25 protein-coding genes are annotated in these 21581 nt (G+C 64.0%); 13 read left to right on the top strand and 12 right to left on the bottom strand.

The annotated features are described in order from the left end of the window. Positions 1-125 precede the first annotated feature (125 nt). From NKK52_RS22715 to NKK52_RS22740, 6 genes are all read right to left on the bottom strand, one after another. Positions 126-1028, bottom strand: coding sequence for a metallophosphoesterase (locus tag NKK52_RS22715; protein WP_023684177.1), 903 nt, complete (start codon positions 1026-1028; stop codon positions 126-128). 136 nt (positions 1029-1164) lie between these two features. Beyond that, positions 1165-2202 carry a Holliday junction branch migration DNA helicase RuvB gene (gene ruvB, locus NKK52_RS22720; protein WP_023716073.1) on the bottom strand — a complete coding sequence of 346 codons (1038 nt, stop codon included), beginning with the start codon at positions 2200-2202 and terminating at the stop codon, positions 1165-1167. A 43-nt stretch (positions 2203-2245) separates the two neighbouring features. Further along, positions 2246-2866 carry a Holliday junction branch migration protein RuvA gene (gene ruvA, locus NKK52_RS22725; protein ID WP_023684176.1) on the bottom strand — a complete coding sequence of 207 codons (621 nt, stop codon included), beginning with the start codon at positions 2864-2866 and terminating at the stop codon, positions 2246-2248. A 10-nt stretch (positions 2867-2876) separates the two neighbouring features. Then, positions 2877-3383 (bottom strand): crossover junction endodeoxyribonuclease RuvC, encoded by a 507-nt coding sequence (gene ruvC / locus NKK52_RS22730; RefSeq protein ID WP_023668769.1) that lies wholly within the window; start codon positions 3381-3383, stop codon positions 2877-2879. A 67-nt stretch (positions 3384-3450) separates the two neighbouring features. Beyond that, complete coding sequence (rcdA, locus tag NKK52_RS22735) at positions 3451-3981, bottom strand: protease adaptor protein RcdA (RefSeq protein ID WP_023684175.1); 531 nt, start codon at positions 3979-3981, stop codon at positions 3451-3453. A 385-nt stretch (positions 3982-4366) separates the two neighbouring features. Beyond that, the gene (locus NKK52_RS22740; protein WP_023716072.1) at positions 4367-4690 is read right to left on the bottom strand and encodes a hypothetical protein; all 324 of its coding nucleotides are present in this window, start codon (positions 4688-4690) and stop codon (positions 4367-4369) included. Positions 4691-5058: 368 nt separating this feature from the next. Here NKK52_RS22740 and NKK52_RS22745 point away from each other — a divergent pair, with 368 nt between their 5' ends. Then, positions 5059-5610 (top strand): DUF2269 family protein, encoded by a 552-nt coding sequence (locus tag NKK52_RS22745; RefSeq protein ID WP_023684174.1) that lies wholly within the window; start codon positions 5059-5061, stop codon positions 5608-5610. A 7-nt stretch (positions 5611-5617) separates the two neighbouring features. Here the strand turns inward: NKK52_RS22745 and NKK52_RS22750 are convergent, their stop codons facing one another. Beyond that, positions 5618-6388, bottom strand: coding sequence for a sulfite exporter TauE/SafE family protein (locus tag NKK52_RS22750; RefSeq protein WP_023668765.1), 771 nt, complete (start codon positions 6386-6388; stop codon positions 5618-5620). 208 nt (positions 6389-6596) lie between these two features. On the opposite strand from NKK52_RS22750, the gene NKK52_RS22755 reads away from it, so the two are divergent. Beyond that, positions 6597-7094, top strand: coding sequence for a GNAT family N-acetyltransferase (locus tag NKK52_RS22755; RefSeq protein ID WP_023684173.1), 498 nt, complete (start codon positions 6597-6599; stop codon positions 7092-7094). On the opposite strand, the gene NKK52_RS22760 is transcribed toward NKK52_RS22755, so the two are convergent. After that, a complete protein-coding gene (locus NKK52_RS22760) occupies positions 7051-7488 on the bottom strand; it encodes an Lrp/AsnC family transcriptional regulator (RefSeq protein WP_023704892.1) in 438 nt (145 codons plus the stop codon). The genes NKK52_RS22755 and NKK52_RS22760 overlap by 44 nt on opposite strands. A gap of 125 nt (positions 7489-7613) precedes the next feature. Between NKK52_RS22760 and NKK52_RS22765 the strand changes: the two genes are divergently transcribed. From NKK52_RS22765 to NKK52_RS22775, 3 genes are all read left to right on the top strand, one after another. After that, the gene (locus tag NKK52_RS22765) at positions 7614-8531 is read left to right on the top strand and encodes a DMT family transporter (protein ID WP_023684172.1); all 918 of its coding nucleotides are present in this window, start codon (positions 7614-7616) and stop codon (positions 8529-8531) included. Positions 8532-8673: 142 nt separating this feature from the next. Beyond that, positions 8674-9321 (top strand): thiamine phosphate synthase, encoded by a 648-nt coding sequence (locus NKK52_RS22770; RefSeq protein ID WP_023684171.1) that lies wholly within the window; start codon positions 8674-8676, stop codon positions 9319-9321. 46 nt (positions 9322-9367) lie between these two features. Continuing rightward, on the top strand, positions 9368-10432 hold the full coding sequence (locus NKK52_RS22775; RefSeq protein WP_198031512.1) for a tetratricopeptide repeat protein: 1065 nt from the start codon (positions 9368-9370) through the stop codon (positions 10430-10432). 9 nt (positions 10433-10441) lie between these two features. Here the strand turns inward: NKK52_RS22775 and NKK52_RS22780 are convergent, their stop codons facing one another. Both NKK52_RS22780 and NKK52_RS22785 read right to left on the bottom strand, forming a co-directional pair. Next, entirely contained in the window at positions 10442-10936 is a 495-nt protein-coding gene (locus NKK52_RS22780) for a zinc-dependent alcohol dehydrogenase family protein (RefSeq protein WP_245263110.1), read from the bottom strand. Next, positions 10875-11459 carry a zinc-dependent alcohol dehydrogenase family protein gene (locus NKK52_RS22785; RefSeq protein ID WP_245263109.1) on the bottom strand — a complete coding sequence of 195 codons (585 nt, stop codon included), beginning with the start codon at positions 11457-11459 and terminating at the stop codon, positions 10875-10877. The genes NKK52_RS22780 and NKK52_RS22785 overlap by 62 nt, the downstream gene beginning before the upstream one ends. An 80-nt stretch (positions 11460-11539) precedes the next feature. On the opposite strand from NKK52_RS22785, the gene NKK52_RS22790 reads away from it, so the two are divergent. The 7 genes from NKK52_RS22790 to NKK52_RS22820 all read left to right on the top strand — a co-directional run bounded on the left by NKK52_RS22790 (position 11540) and on the right by NKK52_RS22820 (position 17692). Then, positions 11540-12424, top strand: coding sequence for a LysR family transcriptional regulator (locus tag NKK52_RS22790; protein WP_023684169.1), 885 nt, complete (start codon positions 11540-11542; stop codon positions 12422-12424). Between the two features lie 141 nt (positions 12425-12565). Next, positions 12566-13132: an elongation factor P gene (gene efp, locus NKK52_RS22795; protein ID WP_023684167.1), complete on the top strand. Its 567-nt coding sequence runs from the start codon at positions 12566-12568 to the stop codon at positions 13130-13132. 22 nt (positions 13133-13154) lie between these two features. Continuing rightward, positions 13155-13955 carry an inositol monophosphatase family protein gene (locus NKK52_RS22800; RefSeq protein ID WP_023684166.1) on the top strand — a complete coding sequence of 267 codons (801 nt, stop codon included), beginning with the start codon at positions 13155-13157 and terminating at the stop codon, positions 13953-13955. Between the two features lie 117 nt (positions 13956-14072). After that, the gene (gene trhA, locus NKK52_RS22805) at positions 14073-14789 is read left to right on the top strand and encodes a PAQR family membrane homeostasis protein TrhA (protein WP_023684165.1); all 717 of its coding nucleotides are present in this window, start codon (positions 14073-14075) and stop codon (positions 14787-14789) included. A gap of 179 nt (positions 14790-14968) precedes the next feature. Beyond that, entirely contained in the window at positions 14969-15994 is a 1026-nt protein-coding gene (locus tag NKK52_RS22810) for a MotA/TolQ/ExbB proton channel family protein (protein WP_023668754.1), read from the top strand. 1 nt (position 15995) lies between these two features. Beyond that, a complete protein-coding gene (locus NKK52_RS22815) occupies positions 15996-17027 on the top strand; it encodes a peptidoglycan -binding protein (RefSeq protein ID WP_023684164.1) in 1032 nt (343 codons plus the stop codon). A gap of 239 nt (positions 17028-17266) precedes the next feature. Next, the gene (locus tag NKK52_RS22820; protein ID WP_023684163.1) at positions 17267-17692 is read left to right on the top strand and encodes a hypothetical protein; all 426 of its coding nucleotides are present in this window, start codon (positions 17267-17269) and stop codon (positions 17690-17692) included. Between the two features lie 78 nt (positions 17693-17770). On the opposite strand, the gene NKK52_RS22825 is transcribed toward NKK52_RS22820, so the two are convergent. Beyond that, positions 17771-18124, bottom strand: coding sequence for a DUF1304 domain-containing protein (locus NKK52_RS22825; protein ID WP_023684162.1), 354 nt, complete (start codon positions 18122-18124; stop codon positions 17771-17773). Between the two features lie 146 nt (positions 18125-18270). On the opposite strand from NKK52_RS22825, the gene NKK52_RS22830 reads away from it, so the two are divergent. Further along, a complete protein-coding gene (locus tag NKK52_RS22830) occupies positions 18271-19758 on the top strand; it encodes a carboxypeptidase M32 (protein WP_023684161.1) in 1488 nt (495 codons plus the stop codon). A 10-nt stretch (positions 19759-19768) separates the two neighbouring features. Here the strand turns inward: NKK52_RS22830 and NKK52_RS22835 are convergent, their stop codons facing one another. Next, positions 19769-21571, bottom strand: coding sequence for an ABC transporter transmembrane domain-containing protein (locus NKK52_RS22835; protein WP_023684160.1), 1803 nt, complete (start codon positions 21569-21571; stop codon positions 19769-19771). Positions 21572-21581 lie beyond the last annotated feature (10 nt).

Genomic DNA, 21581 nt, shown 5'->3' on the forward strand with positions numbered 1-21581 from the left:
CCAGATCAGGCCGAGTCGGAAATGAGGGGTCCGAGAACCGGAACGGAGCGGACTTTGGTCCGTGACTACCGGAAGCGCAGGAACACCTCATTTGCAGGCCGGCATCACCTGAATACCGGCATGCTCTAACCGAGGTCGATCTGCAGGATCTCCGGCCGCATGCCAAAGCGCACCGGCGCGATGCTGAAGCCGAGCCCGCCTGACACGATCAAATTGCGGTCATTCTCGACGACATGGCCATAGGCAAAGCGGTTGCCGAAGCGGGACGGCACCACCGGTGAATAGCCGAACAGCCTGACCTGCCCGCCATGTGTGTGGCCCGACAGCGTCAGCGAAACCCGCCACGGCACTTTCGGGAAAATGTCAGGCTCATGCGCAAGCAGGATGATCGGTGCCTGGTCGGTGATCTTGGCCAGCGTGCCGTCGAGATCGTCGAGGCCTTCAAATTTGTCGCGGCCTGCGGCCTTGTTCGGTAACAGGGCCAGCTGGTCGGCGAGTCCGGCGATCCAGAAGCCGTATCCATTCTTTTCCAGACGCACAGCGTCGTTCTCCAGAACCGAGATGCCGGCTTCCTCCAATGCCTTGCGCGCCACAGTCGGCCCCGCTCCGGCCTGCTGCGCGAAAGGATCGTGCCACCAGTCGTGATTGCCGAGGATCGACAGGACACCAAGCGGCGCCTTCAGTCCTGACAAGGCCGGAGCCCATTCATGGGCCTCCACCCGGTTCGTCACCAGGGACATGCCTGAGATATAGTCGCCGAGCAGTACGATCAGATCGGGCTGCAGCACGTTCGCACCCTCGACGAGCGAAGCGATCCGCTCAGGCGTCATCCAGGGGCGGCAGGCGTGAATATCGGCAAGTGCTACAACGCGCAGCTTCAAGCCCGCCGGCCAATGCGGCGGCGTCAGCCGGTAGCGCTTCACATGGGTCAACAGCATCGGCTCGATGCCGACCGCATAGGCACTGAGCGACGCCAGCGAGAGGAACGAACCCCCGACGAATTTCAGGAACCCGCGTCTGGTGATCACTTTTCTGGCTCCGACGCTTGATCGGAGCAGTTCGCGCCGACACTACGACGCCCGATAGCATCCAGGAATGCGCCTTCACGCTGGCAGGCTTGAGGAAATTCTGCGCAGACAGCCCGTTCCGGAGGACAAATCTCCGTTACTCTTCCTGGAACAGGTTGATCTGCTGCTGCGCCAGATCCTTCGGTGCGTCGAGGCCGAGATGGCGCCAGGCATTGGCGGTCAGCACGCGGCCGCGTGGCGTGCGTTGGATGAAACCCTGCTGGATCAGATAGGGCTCGATAATGTCCTCGATGGCGTCGCGCGGCTCGGACAGGCCGGCGGCGATGGTTTCGATGCCGACCGGCCCACCACCGAAATTGCGCGCGATCATCGAGAGATAGCGGCGGTCGAGCGCGTCGAGGCCGAGCGCGTCGACCTCCAGCCGCGTCAGGGCTTCGTCGGCAACCTGCTTGTCGACGTGACCGTCGCCGGCAACGGAGGCGAAGTCGCGCACCCGGCGCAGCAGCCGGCCGGCGATGCGCGGCGTGCCGCGGGCGCGACGTGCGATCTCCAGCGCGCCATCGGCGCGAAGCGGCATTTGCAGGATGCGGGCGCCGCGCCGCACGATCTGCTCCAGTTCCTCGACAGAATAGAAATTGAGCCGCACCGGAATGCCGAAACGGTCGCGCAGCGGGTTGGTCAAAAGGCCGAGCCTGGTGGTGGCGGCGACGAGCGTGAAGCGGGCAAGATCGATCTTGACCGAGCGTGCCGCCGGACCTTCGCCGATGATCAGGTCGAGCTGGAAATCCTCCATCGCCGGATAGAGGATTTCCTCGACTGCCGGATTGAGCCGGTGGATCTCGTCGATGAACAGTACATCGCGGTCTTCCAGATTGGTGAGAAGTGCGGCGAGATCGCCGGCCTTGGCGATCACCGGACCGGAGGTCGAGCGGAAATTGACGCCGAGCTCGCGCGCCATGATCTGCGCCAGCGTTGTCTTGCCAAGCCCCGGCGGCCCGACGAACAGCACATGGTCAAGCGCCTCGCTGCGGCCCTTGGCGGCCTCGATGAAGACTTTGAGGTTGGCCCGCACCGCGGCCTGGCCGACGAAATCGGCGAGCGTCTGCGGCCGCAAGGTCTGCTCAGCATCCTCGCCGCGCTTTTCCGGGGCAATGAGGCGGGGTGAAAGGCTCATGCGGCCTTCCTCGCACAGGGCAAAGGACCGGACAAGCAATCACTCACCGCGCCAGTTCCTTCAGCCCGAAACGAATGAGCTTCGAGGCATCGGCGTCCTCGCCGGCCGTCTTCAGCGCCGCCGCGACAGCATTGGCTGCGGTGTCGCGCGAATAGCCGAGATTGACCAGCGCCGAGACGGCGTCGGTGATGGGCGCCGGCGCCACGCCTTCCCCGAGTTCCTGCTTCAGGCCGATGGCGCCGGAGGCGGTTCCGGCATAGGCCGGCGCCTTGTTCTTCAATTCGGTGACGATGCGCTCGGCCACCTTCTTGCCGACGCCGGGCGCGCGGCTGACCATGGCGATGTCGCGCAGCGCGATCGCATTGGCGAGGTCGGCCGGCGCCAGCGTCGACAGGATGGCCAGCGCCACCTTGGCGCCGACGCCTTGCACATTGCTCATCAACAGCCGGAACCATTCGCGCTCAAGCACCGATTGGAAACCGTAGAGCCGGATCATGTCCTCGCGCACATAGGTCTCGATGAACAGCACCACCGCCTCGCCGGGCGAAGGCAGCGCGGCCAGCGTGCGCGCCGAGCAATAGGCGACATAGCCGACGCCGTGCACATCGACGAGGCAGAAATCCTCGTCGATCTCGTCCAGCGTGCCTTTCAATTTGCCGATCATGCGTGATCCCTCATGCCAGCGCCATCCTGTAGGCGACGCTTTGCCGGTGATGCGCGTGGCAGATGGCGATAGCTAGCGCGTCGGCGGCATGTTCGGTGTCGAAAACGGCTTTCGGCAACAGCACCTTGACCATCATGTGGATTTGCTTCTTGTCGCCATGGCCAACGCCGATCACCGCCTTTTTGACGGCATTGGGGGCATATTCGGCGACGACAAGGCCGGCGCGCGCCGGCACCAGCATGGCTATGCCGCGCGCCTGGCCGAGCTTCAGTGTCGCCACCGCATCCTTGTTGACGAAGGTTTGCTCGACGGCCGCTTCCTGCGGCATGGCCGCATGCAGGATCTCGGCCAGCCCGTCATGCAATTGGCAGAGCCGTGTCGCCAGCGCCGCCTTGTCGTCGGAGCGTACAGTGCCGGAACTGATAAAGCGCAGCGAGTTGCCGAGGCTCTCGACGATGCCCCATCCGGTGCGCCTCAGCCCCGGATCGATACCGATAATGCGAATCGCTTCCCTCATGCGCGAAGTCTACCTCCGGCGCACAGCGATGTCAGGGAAATGTGAACAAACCAGAAACGGGAAGCGTTTAACCTCGAGCGAAAGCCGTATTCAGCAGCGTGATCTGGTCGGAAACCGGATTGACGCGGCGGGCGGCGGCAGGCGTCTCGGCAAACGCGCCGCCATAGATCTCTTCGTCCATGCGGCGCACCAGCGCCTGCAGGCGCAGCGAGCGGGTGACGAGGTCGAGGAAATCCTTCGGCAGTTCGCCCCAGCCGACCGCTTCGTCATGCGCCGAGGCGGTGTCGAGACGCACCTTGGATTTTTCCGAAGCGACCTGGTCGCGGGTCATCTCGCCGGAATTTGCCGCCCGCTGCAAAAGCAGCCAGGAGGCGACTTGCATCAACCTTGTGGTCAGCCGCATCGATTCGGCCGCATAGAGCGTCGCCGCCAGCCTGGACAGCTTCTTGGCCTCGGCACGGCCCTTGCCGTCAAGATACTCGGCTGCCTGTTCGACCAGGCCCATGCCTTCCTGGTAGAGCGGTTTGAAGGATTGGGAGAAAACCCGGCGTTCCGCCAGCTTGATGGTTTTCGCGATGCCCTTCGAAGGCTCGTTCATCGATACGCCCCTGCACTGCCCCGTCGGCTGATTCGGCTTCTCGCCGTCACGCCGGCACCCTAGATGACTGAAGCTTGAAAATGCGCTTCGCCGCCGGCGAAGGCAAGCACATGTTTAACAAACGGTTAACGCCTGCGCAGGGGCGCCAAGCGGACCAAAAGCAGACAAAAAAAGAGCCGCGGATAAGGCGGCTCTCAGGAGTTTAACAGGGAGGCGTCAAACGAAGTGGCTCCAACCACTCGGTAAGAATCCAGATCACTGGATGGACATAGTAAACACCTGTAAAGCTTAATGAACCCTTAACGGCGCGGATATTTCTTGATCGACCGCTGCCCTTCTGTGCCGTATCAGCACAACGACCCCCGAAGCCTGATCGTCAGCTTGTTCATGCCTTCTTCCATACAGCCGGCAAGGAAATGAAGGCGAACAGCAGCATTGCCGCATAAAAGCCCATCGAGGAGGAACCCAGCACCGGCTCGATCTCCGGATGGCCGGCAAGTTCAAAGTAAAGCCCGATCATCAGTGCGATGCCGCAGATTGCCGTCAGCCAGAAATGCACGACCGCAATCGTCTTTTGCCCGACCGCTGGAAACAGGTGGTAGAAGAAAGCAAACACCGCCGACATCAGCCAGCCCGCCACCATGGTGTGCGCGTGGGTCGGCATCTGCCCATGGTCATTGGAGATCGCCATATCCAGGCCGAGCGCCATGCCGCAGAGGGAATAGATGACGGCCAGGGTGAAGAAATTTCGTGCTACGCCTTACATGGGATACCCTCGTTGGTTGTTGCAGACTTGGTCCGACCGCGCGCGGCCAAAATGGAGCGTCGGTCGCGAGCGGCTTAGTCCCCGCAGGTTTCAGGATCATGCCGCGAAACCAGCCAATGCCGACACGGCGTCTATCCGGCAAATGCCGGGTATTGTGCGGGCTGGCGGTAAAATCCGGCGACGGCGCCACCGCAACAAGCCGGCACCCACGCGGCATCTTCTGGATACATGTACGGAGATAATCCGCCCTCCTTCGGAAGCAGACGCGCGAAAGCAGCGTTTACCCCCGGAACGATGCACAAGGAGCGGCAATGGACTGGTATTCTCTCTTCAAATTCCTGCATGTCATGGCAGCGATCCTCTGGCTCGGCGGCGGTTTCGCCATGCTGCTGGTTTCGATACTCGCCGATCGCGCCGGCGACGACGAGACGCTGATGGTCATGCTGAGAATGACGGACAAACTCGGCTTGCGTCTGTTCGTGCCGGCGTCCGTCGCGACCCTGGCTTCTGGCCTGGTGCTGACTTCGCTAAGGACCGGCTTCTCCGACCTTTGGGTCGTCATCGGCCTTTGCGGCTACGCCGCCGCGTTTCTGACCGGTATACTCGTGCTGAAGCCTTCGTTCGAAAAGCTTGCCACAATGCTTGCCGCGGACGGCATGACCCCGGCTGCCATAGCGTTTGGGCGCCGCATGATACGGATCGTCAAGTTCGATTTCGTCATCATGATCGTCGTCGTCGCCGACATGGTGCTGAAGCCGACCGCGCACGACATCGCCACTCTCGGCGCAATGGCGGTCGTGGTCATGGGTGGTGCATCGCTGACCTTTGCGAGCGCCCCGCGAACCAAACCGGCAGCCGCCTGAGCGGGATTTAGAGCAGGCCGGCGATCCCGTCCCAAAGCAGCTTGACCGCGACCACGGCCACGGTCGCGTAGGTGAAGGGATAAAAAATCTCCGGCCGCATGCGCCGCACCAGCCAGGCGCCGGCGATGGTGGCCAGCGGCGCCAGCGGCATCAGCACGGCCGACGCCGTCAGGTTGGCGGTGTCGAACTGGCCAAGCGCGAAGTAGGGGATCAGCTTCAGCGCGTTGGTGGCGGCAAAGAAGATCGCCGATGTCCCCGACAGCACCTTCGGATCGAGCCGGATCGGCAGCGCATAGACCTGGAAGGGGGGCCCGCCGACATGGGCGACGAAGCTGGTGAAGCCGGCGACGGTGCCCCAGAAGGCGGCGGCGATGCGGTTGGGCGCCGCCGCATGGTCGGAACCGTGGCGGAACTGGAGATAGAGCCAGCGCAGCACGAAGATCAGCGCGACAGCGCCGACGATCAGCCGCACCATCTCTTCGGTGACGAGCGCTGCCGTCAGCCAGCCGAGCCCAATGCCGATCACCGCGCCCGGCATCATGTCGACCAGCATCTTTCTGTCATACACACCCCACCACGTCCACACCGAAACGATGTCCATCAGGCACAGGATCGGCAGCAGGATGGCCGCCGCCTGCACCGGCGGCATGGCCAGCGCCATCAAAGGCACGCCAACGAAGCCTACAGCGCCGCCGAAGCCGCCTTTCGACAGCCCGACAAGTATCACCGCCGGAATGGCGGCGGCATAAAACCACGGATCGGCGAGCAGACCTGACATGAGCTGAAAATGGCTGGAGGGAAGACGGTTGCCCTGCAATAGCCCAAAAACCCTTGCGCCGCGACCGGGAAAATGCCGGGCCGGGTCGATCAACTGTGCGTAAAGCGACGGTTCCGGATTTGCGGCAAGATCGCCGCCGATGCATAAGGGCGCCGTCCCCGCTGCATCAGGTTTTGGCCCCAGGTTTTTGACCCCCAGGTTTTTGACAATGAGCGAACCCCACATCCGCCGCGCCGAAGCGGCCGACCTGTCTGCCATCGTAGTCATGCTCGCCGACGATCCGCTTGGCCGCAGCCGCGAGGATGCGACCGAACCACTCGCCAAGGCCTATCGCGACGCCTTTGCCGCCATCGACGCCGACCCCAACCAGTTTCTTGCCGTGATGACGGATAGCGGCCGCGTCATCGGCACGTTGCAGATCAGCTATCTCGCCGGGCTGTCGCTGCAGGGCGCCTTGCGCGGCCAGATCGAGGCTGTGCGCGTCGTCGCAGACCGCCGCGGCGAACGGCTGGGACAGCGTCTGCTGGAATGGGCGATCGAACAGTGCCGTGAACGCGGCTGCAAGATTGTCCAGCTGACCACCAACAAGAGCCGCCAGGACGCGCATCGCTTCTATGACCGGCTCGGCTTCAAGGCCAGCCACATCGGCTACAAGCTGGAGCTTAATTCAGTGGCGGCGGACGGCGCCGGATCGGCTGCGCCTTGATGATGGCGGTGCTGGTCTCCGCCTTGTCGGCGATGCGGTCGAGAAGCTTGTCGAGCTCGCCGATGGAGCGCACGTAGAGCCGGGCCACGAAACAGTCGTCGCCGGTGACCTTGTCGCATTCGCCGAATTCCGGGATCTCCTCGATCAGCTTCTGGACGATATGCAGCTTGCCCGGCAGTGGCCGCACCCGCACGATCGCCTGCAACGGAAACCCCAGCGCTTCCGGGTCGATCTCGATGGTGAAGGCGCGGATGACGCCGCGTTCCTCGAGCCGCCGCAGCCGTTCCGAGACGCTCGGCGACGACAGCCCGACCTGCTGCGCCAGATCCTTCAACGAAGTCCGCGAATCCAGGATCAGGATGTCGAGAAGCTTTCTGTCCAACTCGTCCAGCATTTTCATCTCCTCGCAAAAGGACAGCGCGCGCCTTATTAAATAAGGTGTTGTCCTCTTATAACCTTTCATAGGGCATATAAACCCTCAAGACGGCATGAGATTATGGCCTCAACAGAGGTATTGTCATGGACAACACGGTACGCGGCACGATCGAGATGACGGCGGCGATGACGATCGTCGGCACGATCGGCTGGTTTGTCGTCATGTCGGGCCAGCCCGTTATGGACGTGGTGTTCTGGCGCTGCGCTTTCGGAGCGGTGGCGCTGCTGATCACCTGCGCGGCACTCGGGCTGCTGCGCGGCAGGCTGACGCTGCGCATTGTTGCCATCGCCGCTCTTGGCGGCGCGGCCATTGTCATCAACTGGCTGTTGCTGTTCAGCGCCTTCTCCCGCGCCTCGATCTCGATTGCCACGGCGGTCTACAACACGCAGCCCTTCATGCTGGTCGGCTTCGGCGCGCTGTTCTTCGGCGAGCGGCTGACCCTGGCCAAGCTGACCTGGCTCGGCATCGCCTTCGCCGGCATGCTGCTGATCGTGCAGACAGGGCCCGATGCGGGTGTCGGTTCCGGCATAACCGGCACAGATTATGTCATCGGCATCGTCATGGCGCTCGGAGCGGCCTTCTTCTGGGCTGTCGCGGCAATCGTCGCCAAGAAGCTCAAGGGCACCCCGCCGCATCTGATCGCGCTGATCCAGGTCTGCGTCGGCGTCGTCATGCTGGCGCCCTTCGCCAACCTCTCGCATTTGCCCGCAGATGCCTGGAGCTGGGCCATGCTGGCCACGCTTGGCGTCGTTCACACGGGCCTGGTGTACATATTGATGTACGCCGCCATCCAGAAACTGCCGACGCATCTGCAGGGGTCGCTGTCCTTCATCTATCCTGTCGTGGCGATCCTGGTCGATGTCATGGCTTTCGGCCACCGGCTGCATCCGGCCCAGCTCGTCGGCGCCGCCGCGATCCTGGTCGCCGCCGCCGGCATGAACCTCGGCTGGACTTTGTGGAAAGCCAAACCAACGGTCGAAAGCCCGCAAGCCGTCAAATGAGCGGCAGAGCGTCTTCTTGCGGGCTATCGTAAACCAAAGCCATCTCATCGATCCCCGCCCGCCTGTTCAAGGCGGGCGCTTTGTTCTATGCCGCAATGCAACCATCTTCGCCCGGCATAGGCGAAACCCGGGATCGAAAGCCATGAACGACGCAACACCCCCCAACCGCTGCCGCATCGTGCTGATCGCACCCAAGGACGCTCCGGCGCAGCGCATTGCGGCTGCCTTCGACGGCGGTGATATCGCTTCCCTGATCCTGCCTGAGAACGGCATGGACGAGGCTGCCTTCCAGGCCTTCGCAGAACAGATCGTACCGGCCGCGCAAGCGGCCGGCATCGCCGTCATCATCGCCGGCGATACCCGCATTGCCGGCCGTGTCCAGGCCGACGGCATTCATGTCGAGGTTTCCAAGGACGCGCTCGCCGAGACCATCGAACACTTCCAGGGCAAGATGATGGTCGGCGCCGGCGGCGCCAAGACGCGCGACGACGCGCTGGAACTCGGCGAAACCAGGCCCGACTACATCTTCTTCGGCCGCTTCGGCTACGACAACAAGCCGGAACCGCATCCGCGCAACCTGTCGCTCGGGCAATGGTGGGCGGACGTGATTGAGATCCCTTGCGTCGTCATGGCCGGTTCCGCCATCGCTTCGGTAGAAGCGGTGGCCGCCACTGGCGCCGAGTTCGTGGCGCTGTCCAGCGCCGTCTTGGCCGAAGGCGCCGATCCGAAGGCGGCGATTGCCGCCGCCAATGCGCTGCTCGACCAAACCGCGCCGCGCTTCGAGGGCTGACGTGCGCCGACCTGGACTTCCTCTCGCGGTTCTCGTTGCGGCCTTGATGAGCGGGGCAGCGATCGCGGCGGAAACCGTTCCGCTGCCGCAGCCGAGGCCGGACACCAGCGCGCCCGCCCTCAGCGTGCCGGATGCGGTCGCCCCCGATACGGGTGCCCCGAAAGCCGGTGCCACGGATTCCGGCGTCCATATCGACAAGCCGATCGACACCCCGCTGCCGCAGCCCGCGACAACCGCGCCGCTGCCGTCGGCCGACGCGATCAACCCAAAGCGTTTCGGCGCCAAGCCGGCGGACCCCGCCTATGGCGCTTTCCAGCGCGGTCTTTACAAGACCGCCTACAATCTGGCGCTGGTGCGGGCCAAGAATGGCGACCCGGCGGCGCAAACGCTGGTGGCCGAGATCCTGTCGCGCGGGTTGGGCGTGCCGCTCAACCCAGCGGAAGCCGCCAAATGGTATGCGCAGGCCGCCGAGCAGGGGATTCCTGAATCGCAGTTCCAGTATGCGCTGATGCTGCTCGACGGCCGCTACGTCAAGAAGGACGAGAAGGGAGCTTATGCGTTGATGCAGGCCGCCGCCGAGGCCGGCAACCGGCTGGCGCAGTTCAACTTCGCGCAATTGCTCGTGCAGCAGGATCCGGGCGATGCCGGCATCGCCAGGGCTGTGCCTTATTATGAGCGTGCCGCGGCGACAGGGCTTGCCGACGCCCAGTATGCGATGGCGCAGGTTTATGCCAATGGCGTCGGCGGCAAAACCCGCGACGATGCAAAGGCCCGCAGCTTGCTGGCACAGGCTGCCAGGCAGAACTACGACACCGCGCAGATCGATCTTGCCGCCTGGATGATCGAGGGCCGGGGCGGTGTTCGCGACCTGAAATCCGGCTTCAACTGGATGAAGCAGGCAGCTGAAGGCGGCAATGTCGCTGCCCAGAACCGGTTGGCAAAGCTCTATATGGGCGGCATCGGAACCGACCCCGACCTGATCCTGGCCGGGGCGTGGTATGTGGTCGCCCGCCGCGCCGGCCTTATCGATCCGGAGATGGACGATTTCCTGCAAGGGCTGACCGACGATCAGACAAAGCAAGCCTTGCAGAAGGCCAACCGCCTGCCCTGACACGCAACGTCACTGTGTATGATCCAGCACGACCTTGCCGAAGGGAGAGCCGTGTTCGAGATGGCGAAAGGCCTGCGCTGCCTCTGCCCATGGGAAGACCCGGTCGATCACCGGCCGCAGCCGATTGACGGCGAGCGCCCGGTTCATCGCTTCGAAGGACTCGCGCGAGCCGACCGGTATGCCGCGTGCTTTCACCTGGCGTCGGAAGATGTCGAGCGGATTGATCACCCCTTCGCTGCCGCCGAGATAGCCGATGACGTTGATCTGGGCGCCGCGCGCCGACGCCTTGAGCGACTGCGCGAAACTCTGGGGACCACCGACTTCGATGATGTGGTCCGCGCCGCGGCCATCGGTCAGCGCCAGCACGGCCGACGACCAGTCCGGATTGTCGCGGTAGTTGATGCCGTGATGCGCGCCAAGCCCCTTCGCCCGGGCAAGCTTCTCATCGCTGCTCGACGTAACAATGACGCGCGCGCCCGGCCGCCCTTGCCAACTGCACGGCAAACAGCGACACGCCGCCGGTGCCGAGGCTGAGCACGGTTTCGCCTGGCTTGAGCTTGCCCTCGGTGAACAACGCATGCCAGGCAGTGACCGCGGCGCAAGGCAACGTCGCCGCCTCGACATCGCTGAGCTGCGCCGGGGCGATGACCGCCGCCTGTTCGTCCAGCCGGGCGAATTCGCTTAGCAGCCCATCGATGGGGCCACCGCGCTGGTATGAGGGTTCGGCCATGGCGAAGCTGCCGCCGACCCATCGCTGCCAGAACGTGCCGCAGACCCGGTCGCCGACCTTGAAGCGGCTGACCTCGGAGCCAACCGCAACGACCTCGCCGACGCCGTCGGAAAGCGGCACCAGCGGCAAGGGGAATGTCGTGTGATAGCTGCCGCGCGCGATCTCGACATCGCGGTAGTTGAGCGCCGTCGCCTTGACGCGGACGATCATCTCCTGACGGCCGGGTTCCGGCGTTGGCCGTTCGACCATCATGAGATTGTCGATGCCGCCTGGGCTCTGCAGTTCGATTGCCTTCATTGTCATTGTCCTTCCGTTTGAAAGGAAAATCGCTTGCCAGGCGGTGGATTTCAAATTCATAATGTTCAGAATGATTATGCTTGCAAAACATCGTTCTGACTATGCTTGAGGAATTGCGCACGCTCGCCCTGTTTGCCGAGGAGGGCTCGATCCAGAAGGTCGCCCGGCGCCTGCCGCTGACGCAGCCGGCTGTGACCCGGCAAATCCAGCGGCTGGAGGACATGCTTGGCACGACGCTGCTCGACCGCCGGCAAAAGCCGCCGCGACTGACGCCGACGGGGCTGGAAGTGCTGGCGCGCGGCCGCGATATCATCGCTTCCGTAGAAGCGCTGAAATCCTTCGCCGGAAAGACCGAGCCGGAAGGACTGTTCCGCCTGGGTCTCGCCCATGGCCTCTCGGACCGCGACATAGCGGGGGCCATCGCCAACGCCGCGGCGGCGTTCCCGAAAGTGTCGCTACGGCTCAAGACCGGCTGGAGCGCCGAACTGATCGATCAATTCGAACGCGGCGAGCTCGATGTGACGATTGTTCTGCGATCGTCGGATAAGCCAGGTCCGGAAGCGCTTGGCACTGAACGTCTTGGCGTCATAGCTGCGTCCACCGTCGCCGATCCGGAAGACGGTGGCCGGACACCCATGCCGTGGGTGCTTAGTCCGGCCCCTTGCGACGCGCGCCAGAAACTCATGTCCGTTCTGGTCGGCGGAAGGCGTTATTTCGAGATCGCGGCGGAGATACAGGATCCGGCCTTGCAGATGGAATGGGTCCGTCGGGGGCACGGCCTTGGGCTAATGCCGTTGCGTCTTGCAAGGCGCCGACTTCCCGACGGCCTCATGCTCGTCAACACGGAAGATGTCGACCTTTCCTTGCAGGTCGCCGCACTTCGCTCGCCTCATCTCAACCGGCTGACTGAGGCTGCGGATGCCATCGTCGAGGCCGTCGGCAAAGTCATTGCAGCCCAGGTTTGAGGCTACCGGCCCTTGTCGGGCGATCTGGCATCCCTTGCCTCTCCTGCCGATTTGTGGTCTTGGGGGCCCGAAATCGCTTGTCCAGCGACCATCCCCATACCAACGGCCAAGCCGTTGGTAGCATCCCGGATCAATCTCATCATGGCCAAGATCAATGGCAACGAAATCCGTCCCGGCTATGTCATCGAGCACGATGGCGGCCTTTGGGTGGCGGTCAGGACCAACACCGTCAAGCCCGGCAAGGGCGGTGCCTACAACCAGGTCGAACTGAAGAACCTGATCAACGGCACCAAGCTCAACGAGCGCTTCCGCTCGGCCGAGACCGTCGAGCAGATCCGGCTCGACCTGAAGGATTTTTCCTTCCTCTACGCCCAGGACGACGCACTGGTGTTCATGGACACGCAGAGCTACGAGCAACTCGAGCTGGCGAAGGATTTCGTCGGCGACGGCGCCGCCTTCCTGCAGGACGGCATGATGGTGACGGTCCAGCTCTATGAGGACAGGCCGATCGGCATTTCGCTGCCCGACCAGGTGACGCTGACCATCACCGAGGCCGACCCGGTGGTGAAGGGCCAGACGGCCGCGTCCTCGTACAAGCCGGCGGTCCTGGAAAACGGCATTCGAGTGCTGGTGCCGCCATTCATCGGCGCCGGCGAACGCATCGTCGTCGACACCAACGAACTCACCTACATGCGCCGCGCAGACTGACACGTAGGCAGGAACAGATACGATGGCACGCTCCGCACTTCTCAATGTCATGGTCCAGGCCGCCATGAAGGCCGGCCGCTCGCTGTCGCGCGACTTCGGCGAGGTGCAGAACCTGCAGGTGTCGATGAAGGGACCGGGCGACTATGTCAGCCAAGCCGACCGCAAGGCCGAGGACATCCTGTTTGCCGAACTGTCGAAGGCACGGCCGGGCTATGCCTTCCTGATGGAAGAGCGCGGCATGATCGCAGGGGACGACGACCAGCACCGTTGGATCGTCGACCCGCTCGACGGCACCACCAATTTCCTGCACGGCATTCCGATCTTTTCCATCTCGATCGCGCTGGAGCGACAGGGCCAGTTGGTCGCCGCCGTCATCTACAATCCGGCAATGGATGAGCTCTACACCGCCGAGCGCGGCGGCGGCGCCTTCATGAACGATCGCCGGCTGCGCGTTGCCGGCCGCAGCAAGCTCACCGACTGCGTCATCGGCTGCGGCGTGCCGCATCTCGGCCGCGGCCAGCACGGCAATTTCCTCGTCGAGTTGCGCAATGTGATGGCCGAGGTCTCGGGCGTGCGCCGCCTGGGTTCCGCCGCGCTCGATCTCGCTTATGTCGCCGCAGGCCGCATGGACGGCTTTTGGGAAACCGGCCTGTCGGCCTGGGACATTGCCGCCGGCCTGCTGCTGATCCGCGAGGCCGGTGGCTTCGTCTCCGACATGGATGGCGGCCAGGATATGCTCGAGGCGGGTTCGCTCGTCGCTGGCAACGAGGTCATCCAGCGCGCGCTGCTCAAGGCGGTGAAGAAGCCGCTTTCGGCGCGCTGATCACTTGGCATGCCGGCGCGGCGCGCTGAAGCGCCGCAGTCGCAAAACCGCAATCAAAGCTTGAAATACTGCCCGGCGGCCGCCCAGATACCAGATAAGGGTGACGCAGGATCTTTTATGACGAGCATACCTTCACTATCCTCGCGAGAAGCGCAGCCAGACCAGCCAATTGAAATCCCTTATGTCGGGCGTTGGCACTACTCGCGTGCGGAGATGATCGCCGATGGCATCGTCCATGCGGTCGGCATCGTGCTGGCGATAGCAGCCGGCTCGGCCTTGCTGGCACTGGCCGCCTTCCATGCCGGTCCCGGCGAATACATCGCCGCCGCCTTCTTTGTGGTGTCGCTGCTGACTGTGCTGTCGATTTCGCTGACCTACAATCTGTGGCCGGTGACGTCGCCGGCGAAGTGGATCTTGCGGCGCTTCGATCATGCGGCGATCTACCTCCTGATCGCCGCGACCTACACGCCCTTTCTGGCCCAGCTCGACGGCTCGCCGCTGGCGCTGCCGATGATTGTCCTTGTCTGGACCGCTGCTTTGACCGGCATTGCCATGAAAGTGTTCCTGCCCGGCCGCTTCGATCGTCTGGCCATTGTCTTCTATCTCGCCATCGGCTGGAGCGGCGTCGTCCTGGTCAAGCCGCTGGTGGCGACGTTGCCGACGACCTCGATCGCGCTGATTGTCGCCGGCGGCATCGTGTACTCCTGCGGCGTCATCTTCTTCGCCTGGAAACGCCTGCGCTTTCACAATGCCCTCTGGCACGGCTTTGTCGTCACCGGCGCCGGGCTGCATCTTGCCGCCATGGTCGACTGCCTGGTCGTCAACCGCCTCTGAACGGCGTGGTGCGGCCCGACAGTCGGGCAATATTGCCAAGCGCCATTCAATTTGGTCACAATTCCGTTTAGAGTCGCGAATTACGTGATCGGCGGCACTGGAGCGGTTCCAGGGAAGTATGAGCGGCTTCCCGTTCGGAATTGCGTCAAGGCAAATAGAGCATCGGAAACGGGGCACGGATGGCTTTTCTCAGATCCTTCGGCGTGGGCAGGCGTTCTGATGTCCTGATGTACGATCCGCACAAACTGTCGAGCCCGCAGGTCTTCCTCCTGACCATGGTCATCTTCCTGGTCATCGTCGCCTTCATCGCCGCCATCCTCACCCGCCAGATCTCGACCGCTTTCGGGAGCAATCCCGGCCTCAACGGCCTGATCGTCGGCGTCCTTGTGGTCGGCATCCTGCTTGCCTTCGCCCAGGTCGGACGACTGTTTCGCGAAGTGCGCTGGGTCAATTCCTTCCGCGCCGGTTCCGAAACCACCGAGCCGGTGCTGCTGGCGCCGATGAAGGCCATGATCGGCCGCTCCTCGACGGTCGCCTTCTCGACGTCTTCGATGCGCACCATGCTGGATTCGATCGCCACCCGCCTCGACGAAAGCCGCGACACCTCGCGCTATCTCGTCGGGTTGCTGGTGTTCCTCGGTCTGCTCGGCACCTTCTGGGGCCTGCTCAACACCATCGGCTCGATCCGCGAAACCATCGAATCGCTCGATCCCGGCACCGGCGACGCCGCCGCCGTGCTCGATTCGCTGAAGCAGGGGCTGTCGGCGCCGCTGGCCGGCATGGGTACGGCCTTTTCGTCCTCGCTGTTCGGCCTTTCCGGGTCGCTGGTGCTAGGCTTCCTCGACCTGCAGGCCGGCCGCGCGCAGACCCGCTTCTATACCGAGCTTGAAAACTGGCTGTCCTCGGTCACCGATCTCTCCTCCGACATCGCCGTCGCCGACCCGGCCAAGACTGAATCCTCCGACGAGATCCGGGTCCTGTCGGAACGGCTGCGCAGCATGCAGGAAAGCGGCGGCGGCTCCAATCCGCGCGTCGCCACCGCCATGGCCAATCTCGCCGACGGCATTTCCGGACTGGTCAAGAACATGCGCTCCGAGCAGCAGATCATGCGCGACTGGGTCGAGGCCCAATCGGACGAGCAGAAGGCGATGCGCAACACGCTGGAAAAGATCGCCGACGCGCTGAAGAAACCCGGGGTCCACTAGCATGGCTCTCGCCAGGGGCCGGCGCACCGATCGCCGGATCGACTATTGGCCGGGCTTCGTCGACGCGCTGTCGACGCTGCTGCTCGCCATCATGTTCCTGCTCACCGTTTTCGTGCTGGCGCAGTTCCTGCTCGGACGCGAACTCTCCGGCAAAGATACGGCGCTCACGCGCCTCAACTCGCAGATCAACGAACTGACGCAGTTGCTGGCGCTGGAGCGCTCGAGCGCGCAGGACAAGGACGATTCGCTGGCCAATCTGCAGGCGTCGCTGTCGGCCGCCGAAGCTGAGAAGAGCCGGCTCGAGCAGCTGCTGGCACAAGGTGCCGGCGCCGGCGACGCCGCCACCCAGCGCGCCGCGGAACTCGGCGGCGAACTCGACAGCCAGCGCCAGATCAGCCAGCAGGCGCTGAGCCAGGTCGAGATCCTGAACCAGCAGATCGCAGCACTGCGCAAGCAGATCGGCGCGCTCGAGGACGCCCTCAATGTGTCCGAAACGCGCGACCGCGATTCCAACACCAAGATCGCCGATCTCGGCCGTCGGCTCAACGTCGCGCTGGCGCAGCGCGTGCAGGAGCTGAACCGCTATCGCTCCGACTTCTTCGGCCGCCTGCGCGAAATCCTCGCCGACCGCGAGAACATCCGCATCGTCGGCGACCGCTTCGTCTTCCAGTCGGAAGTTCTGTTCCCGACCGGGTCGGAAGTGATCAACGATGCCGGCAAAGTCGAGATGAAGAAGCTCGCCGATGCCATCATCGAGTTGCAAAAGGAAATCCCGCCCGAGATCAACTGGGTGCTGCGCGTCGACGGCCACACCGACAACAAGCCGCTGTCCGGCGCCGGCCGCTATCGCGACAATTGGGAATTGTCGACGGCGCGTTCGACCTCGGTGGTCAAGTTCCTGATCGAGAACGGCGTGCCCGCCAACCGGCTGGTTGCGGCCGGCTTCGGCGAATTCCAGCCGCTCGACCCCGCCGACACCGAAGACGCCCGCAACAAGAACCGACGCATTGAACTGAAGCTCACCGAACGGTGATTTTCAGTCACGCGAAATTGTTTGCCGGCTCAACTCTAGGGCGCAACGCCAGGTCGGCAAGGCCTGAAAACATTATCTTTCTTTAATTACACTTCGCGTTTCCGGGCTCCTACTTTGACGCGCAGGGCCGAGAACCGCCGGCGATGCCTCCCATCGCGACGCGACGGAACCGGACGGCCCGCTTCCGGAAGGCGGAGCGAAAGCGCTTGCCCCTTCCATAGCAGGAGGAGACGCACATCATGCGCTATTTGAAGACTCTCAGGACCGCAACCCTCACGACACTTCTGATCACTGTTCCACTCGCCGGCGCCTATGCCGCCGGACATCACAAGGGCGCCCTCGACGCCAGCGACCCGACCGACATGACCGGTCCGCGCGTGACCGGCCTGATCGAGCAGGTGCGGGGCGTCGAACAGGGCATCACGGATGCGCGCGAGACGAAGGGCATCTCGACCTCGGAAGCGCAGTGGCTGCATCTGCGTGCTGCGCATATCGGCCAGGCCGCCGAACGGGTCGCCGCTTCGGACCATGGCCGGATCCCGGCCGCGCAATATCACGATCTGCTGCGCCGCCTCGACAATGTCGATCAGAGGCTGATGTCCGACACCGGCAGCGGCTTCATGATCGGTGATGGCTCCGACGGCGGAAATTATCCGAACGGCTGAGATCCGCTCTGATATCTCCAGGAATGAGGAAGGGACTGTCTGACGCCCCCGGATCTGGCTCCGAGGGCGTCTTTTTTGTCACCAGCCCAGCCACAGCGCAGCGAGGGCCAGCACCGCCGGCACGGTCTGAATATAGAGGATCTTCCGGCTGGCAGTCGCCGCGCCAAAGAGGCCGGCGACGGCGATGCAAAGCAGGAAGAACACCTTGATCTGGAATCCCGCCGCGCCGAGATAGAGGCCCCAGATCAGCCCGGCGGCAAGGAAGCCGTTGTAGAGCCCCTGATTGGCGGCGAGCACCTTCGATGCGCTGGCGAAGTCCGGCTTGAGGTTGAACGCCCTGTGCCCGCGCGGTGTGTCCCACGCCACCATCTCCAGATAGACGATAAAGAGGTGGATCAGGGCCACCAGCCCGACCAGGATATTGCCGATCATCTTAGTCTCCCCTCCATGGCGGTGTTCCACCGTCAGCCAGCATTCCACGCACCAGCTCACCGGCGCAAGCTGCATAGCCACCTTTGAGGGTTGCCAATCCTGGCGCGTTGGTATCTTTTCCCGCGGTCCAAAACGCGGAACCTGTCATGTCTTTTCAGAAGCTCGATGATCTCGGCCACAAGCTCGAAGCGCTGGAACATGCGCTCGCTATCCTCGGCGCCGACGAGGCGACTCACATGGCTGTCGGCGGCGGCGAGAAGCGCGCCGAAGCCATGTCGTCCCTGGCCGGGATGCTGCATATCAGGGCAACGGCGCCGGAGATCGCCGACTGGCTCGCCGCCGCCGAACAGGAGGCGCTCAACGAGGAGCAGCAGGCGGCGGTCCGCGAACTGCGTCGCCAATACACCAACCTGACCTGCCTGCCGGTCGAATTCGTCGAGCGCCAGACGGTGGCGCGTATGCGCTCCGAGCAGCTCTGGCGCGACCTGCGCGCCAAGAATGACTGGGCAGGCTTCCTGCCGGCGCTCGAAGGTGTCATCGCGCTGGTGCGCGAGGAAGCCGCTTTGCGCGCCGACGCGCTCGGCCTCGATCCCTACGACGCACTGATGGAGCAATACGATCCTGGCAACCGCGCCGCCGACATCACGCCGGTGTTCACCGAGCTGAAGACATTCCTGAAGGGCTTCGTGCCGGAAGCCCTGGCCGCGCAGGAAGCGCGCCTGGCCAGGCATCCCGTGAAGCCGCTCTCCGGCAGCTATGCGATCGACCGGCAGCGCGAGCTTGGTCTCGCCATGATGGCTTCGGTCGGCTTCGACCTCACCCACGGTTCTCTGTCCGTATCGCACCATCCCTTCTGCGGCGGCGTGCCGAGCGACGTGCGCATCACCACCCGCTACAAAACGTCCGATTTCCTGTCGGCTTTGATGGGCGTGCTGCACGAGACCGGCCACGCGCTCTACGAGCAGAACCTACCGAAGGCCTGGGCGCACTGGCCGCTCGGCAAGGCGCGCGGCATGGCGGTGCATGAAAGCCAGAGCCTGTTCGTCGAGAAACAGGTCGGCCGCAACCCCGAATTCTGGCGCTGGGCGCTGCCCGTGGTCGAAAAGCATCTCGGCGAAGCCTGGTCGCTGGACGACATCCTGCCGCATGTGCACCGGGTAGAGCGCGGGCTGATCCGCGTCGACGCCGACGAGGTCACCTACCCGCTGCATGTCATCCTGCGCTACGAGTTGGAGCAGGAGCTGGTCTCGGGGCGGCTGCAGGCGGCCGACCTGCCCGAAGCCTGGGACGCCAAGATGCGGGAGTATCTTGGCCTTTCGACCATCGACAACCCAGCCGACGGACCGATGCAGGACGTGCATTGGCCGGGCGCCGCCTTCGGCTATTTCCCGTCCTATACGCTGGGCGCCATGATGGCGGCGCAGCAATGGGCTGCGCTGACGCGCGACCATCCTTCAGCCGACAGCGAGCTTGCCAACGGCAATTTCGCCGCCATCAATGACTGGCGCCGCGACAAGATCTGGTCGCAGGGTTCGCGCTGGTCGACGCCCGAACTGCTTGAGCGCGCCACCGGCGAAAAGCTCAACGCCGCGTATTTCACCGAGCATCTCCGCAAGCGGTATGGTCCCGCCTGATTGCGGGTTGCTACTCCGCGGCACCCCTGAAGGCGCTTGCTCCGGTTTCGAACTGCAGCTTGGCCAGCCTTGCATAGATGCCGCCCTTGGCGACCAGGCTCTGGTGCGTGCCTTCCTCGACGATGCGGCCGCCATCCATGACCAGGATGCGGTCGGCCTTCAGCACGGTCGCCAGCCGGTGGGCGATGACGATGGTGGTGCGGCCCTGCATCAGCCGTTCCAGCGCCGTCTGCACCAGCGTTTCGCTTTCGGCGTCGAGCGCCGACGTGGCTTCGTCGAGCAGCAGGATCGGCGCGTCGCGCAGGATGGCGCGGGCGATCGCCACGCGCTGACGTTGGCCGCCGGACAAGGTGACGCCGCGCTCGCCGACCTGGCTATCGTAGCCCTTGTCGAGCCTGAGGATGAACTCGTCGGCCAGCGCGTCCCCGGCGGCGGCCTCGATCTCGGCATTCGTCGCGCCCGGCCGGCCAAAGCCGATATTGTCGCGCGCGCTTGCCGCAAAGATGGTGACATCCTGCGGCACGATCGCAATGCGCTCCCGCACTTCAGCCGGATCGGCTTCGCGCACGTCGACGCCGTCAATGGCGATGCGGCCGGTTTCGGGATCGTAGAAGCGCAGAATCAGCGAAAAGACGGTGCTCTTTCCGGCGCCCGACGGGCCGACGATCGCCACCGTCTCGCCCGGCTTGACCTGAAAACTCAAGCCGTGGACGGCGGCACGGTCCGGCCTTGCCGGGTAGGAGAAGGAGACGTCGTCGAAGCTGATCGCGCCTGTCGCCTTGGCGGGCAGCGGCAGCGGATTGGCCGGCGGTTGAATCGCCGGCGTCTCGTCGAGTATCTCGGTCAGCCTTTCGGCCGCACCCGCCGCCTGGGCAAGCTCGCCCCAGACTTCCGACAGTGCGCCCAGCGCGCCTGCGGCAAACACGGAGTAAAGCAGGAACTGGCCGAGCGTGCCGGGCGACATCGTGCCGGCAAGCACGTCACGCGAGCCGAACCACAACACCGCCACGACCGAGGAAAAGATCATGAAGATGGCAAAGAAGGTGAGCAGCGAGCGGGAGAAGATCGACGAGCGCGCCGCCTGGAACGCGGCTTCCACCGCGGCCGAGAACCGCCCGGTGACCAGCGTCTCGTTGGTGAACGCCTGCAACGTACGCACCGCGCCGATCTGCTCGCTTGCATAGGCGGTCGCTTGCGCCAGCGTGTCCTGCGCCTGCCGTGACCGGCGCCTCACCGAACGGCCGAACGCGACCAGCGGCAGCACGATGACCGGAATGGCCGCGATCACCAGGCCCGACAGTTTCGGGCTGGTGATAACCATCATCGCCACCGCGCCGAGCCCGAGGATGACGTTGCGCAGCGCCACCGAGGCAGTGGCGCCAACCGCGGATTTCACCTGCGTGGTGTCGGCGGCAAGCCGCGAGACGATCTCGCCCGACTGGGCGGTGTCGAAGAAGGACGGCGAAAGCGTCGTGACATGCGAAAACACGTCGCTGCGGATGTCGGCAACGACCCGCTCGCCGAGCGTGATGACGAAGTAGTAGCGTCCGGCCGATGCCGCCGCCAGAATGGCTGCCATCGCCACCAAAGCGGCGAAATATTCGGCGATGAAGACGGTGCCGGAAGCACTGAAACCGTGATCGATCATGCGCCGCACGGCCAGCGGCAGCGCCAGCGTCGTCGCCGCGGCGATGGCGAGCGAAATGAGGGCGCCTATGACCAGTTTGCGGTAGCGGAATATATAGGGATACAGGCGCCTGAGCGGCCCGAGCGAGCGCCTGCGCCCGTCTTGCTCGCCGCTGATGTCCGCCATGACCGTTTCC

It is taken from the genome of Mesorhizobium sp. C277A, from assembly GCF_040324395.1.
Taxonomy (GTDB): domain Bacteria; phylum Pseudomonadota; class Alphaproteobacteria; order Rhizobiales; family Rhizobiaceae; genus Mesorhizobium.

Excerpts from the sequence above, each read along its gene's own strand:
- NKK52_RS22830 (WP_023684161.1), top strand. The coding sequence starts at position 18,271 with ATGTCTTTTCAGAAGCTCGATGATCTCGGCCACAAGCTCGAAGCGCTG.
- NKK52_RS22750 (WP_023668765.1), bottom strand. The coding sequence starts at position 6,388 with ATGTCAGGTCTGCTCGCCGATCCGTGGTTTTATGCCGCCGCCATTCCG.
- NKK52_RS22835 (WP_023684160.1), bottom strand. The coding sequence starts at position 21,571 with ATGGCGGACATCAGCGGCGAGCAAGACGGGCGCAGGCGCTCGCTCGGG.
- NKK52_RS22785 (WP_245263109.1), bottom strand. The coding sequence starts at position 11,459 with ATGAAGGCAATCGAACTGCAGAGCCCAGGCGGCATCGACAATCTCATG.
- NKK52_RS22745 (WP_023684174.1), top strand. The coding sequence starts at position 5,059 with ATGGACTGGTATTCTCTCTTCAAATTCCTGCATGTCATGGCAGCGATC.
- NKK52_RS22810 (WP_023668754.1), top strand. The coding sequence starts at position 14,969 with ATGGCTTTTCTCAGATCCTTCGGCGTGGGCAGGCGTTCTGATGTCCTG.
- ruvA (WP_023684176.1), bottom strand. The coding sequence starts at position 2,866 with ATGATCGGCAAATTGAAAGGCACGCTGGACGAGATCGACGAGGATTTC.
- NKK52_RS22820 (WP_023684163.1), top strand. The coding sequence starts at position 17,267 with ATGCGCTATTTGAAGACTCTCAGGACCGCAACCCTCACGACACTTCTG.
- ruvC (WP_023668769.1), bottom strand. The coding sequence starts at position 3,383 with ATGAGGGAAGCGATTCGCATTATCGGTATCGATCCGGGGCTGAGGCGC.
- NKK52_RS22770 (WP_023684171.1), top strand. The coding sequence starts at position 8,674 with ATGAACGACGCAACACCCCCCAACCGCTGCCGCATCGTGCTGATCGCA.
- NKK52_RS22760 (WP_023704892.1), bottom strand. The coding sequence starts at position 7,488 with ATGCTGGACGAGTTGGACAGAAAGCTTCTCGACATCCTGATCCTGGAT.
- NKK52_RS22775 (WP_198031512.1), top strand. The coding sequence starts at position 9,368 with ATGAGCGGGGCAGCGATCGCGGCGGAAACCGTTCCGCTGCCGCAGCCG.
- NKK52_RS22755 (WP_023684173.1), top strand. The coding sequence starts at position 6,597 with ATGAGCGAACCCCACATCCGCCGCGCCGAAGCGGCCGACCTGTCTGCC.
- NKK52_RS22815 (WP_023684164.1), top strand. The coding sequence starts at position 15,996 with ATGGCTCTCGCCAGGGGCCGGCGCACCGATCGCCGGATCGACTATTGG.
- rcdA (WP_023684175.1), bottom strand. The coding sequence starts at position 3,981 with ATGAACGAGCCTTCGAAGGGCATCGCGAAAACCATCAAGCTGGCGGAA.
- NKK52_RS22825 (WP_023684162.1), bottom strand. The coding sequence starts at position 18,124 with ATGATCGGCAATATCCTGGTCGGGCTGGTGGCCCTGATCCACCTCTTT.
- NKK52_RS22800 (WP_023684166.1), top strand. The coding sequence starts at position 13,155 with ATGGCACGCTCCGCACTTCTCAATGTCATGGTCCAGGCCGCCATGAAG.
- NKK52_RS22740 (WP_023716072.1), bottom strand. The coding sequence starts at position 4,690 with ATGGCGCTCGGCCTGGATATGGCGATCTCCAATGACCATGGGCAGATG.
- ruvB (WP_023716073.1), bottom strand. The coding sequence starts at position 2,202 with ATGAGCCTTTCACCCCGCCTCATTGCCCCGGAAAAGCGCGGCGAGGAT.
- NKK52_RS22765 (WP_023684172.1), top strand. The coding sequence starts at position 7,614 with ATGGACAACACGGTACGCGGCACGATCGAGATGACGGCGGCGATGACG.
- efp (WP_023684167.1), top strand. The coding sequence starts at position 12,566 with ATGGCCAAGATCAATGGCAACGAAATCCGTCCCGGCTATGTCATCGAG.
- trhA (WP_023684165.1), top strand. The coding sequence starts at position 14,073 with ATGACGAGCATACCTTCACTATCCTCGCGAGAAGCGCAGCCAGACCAG.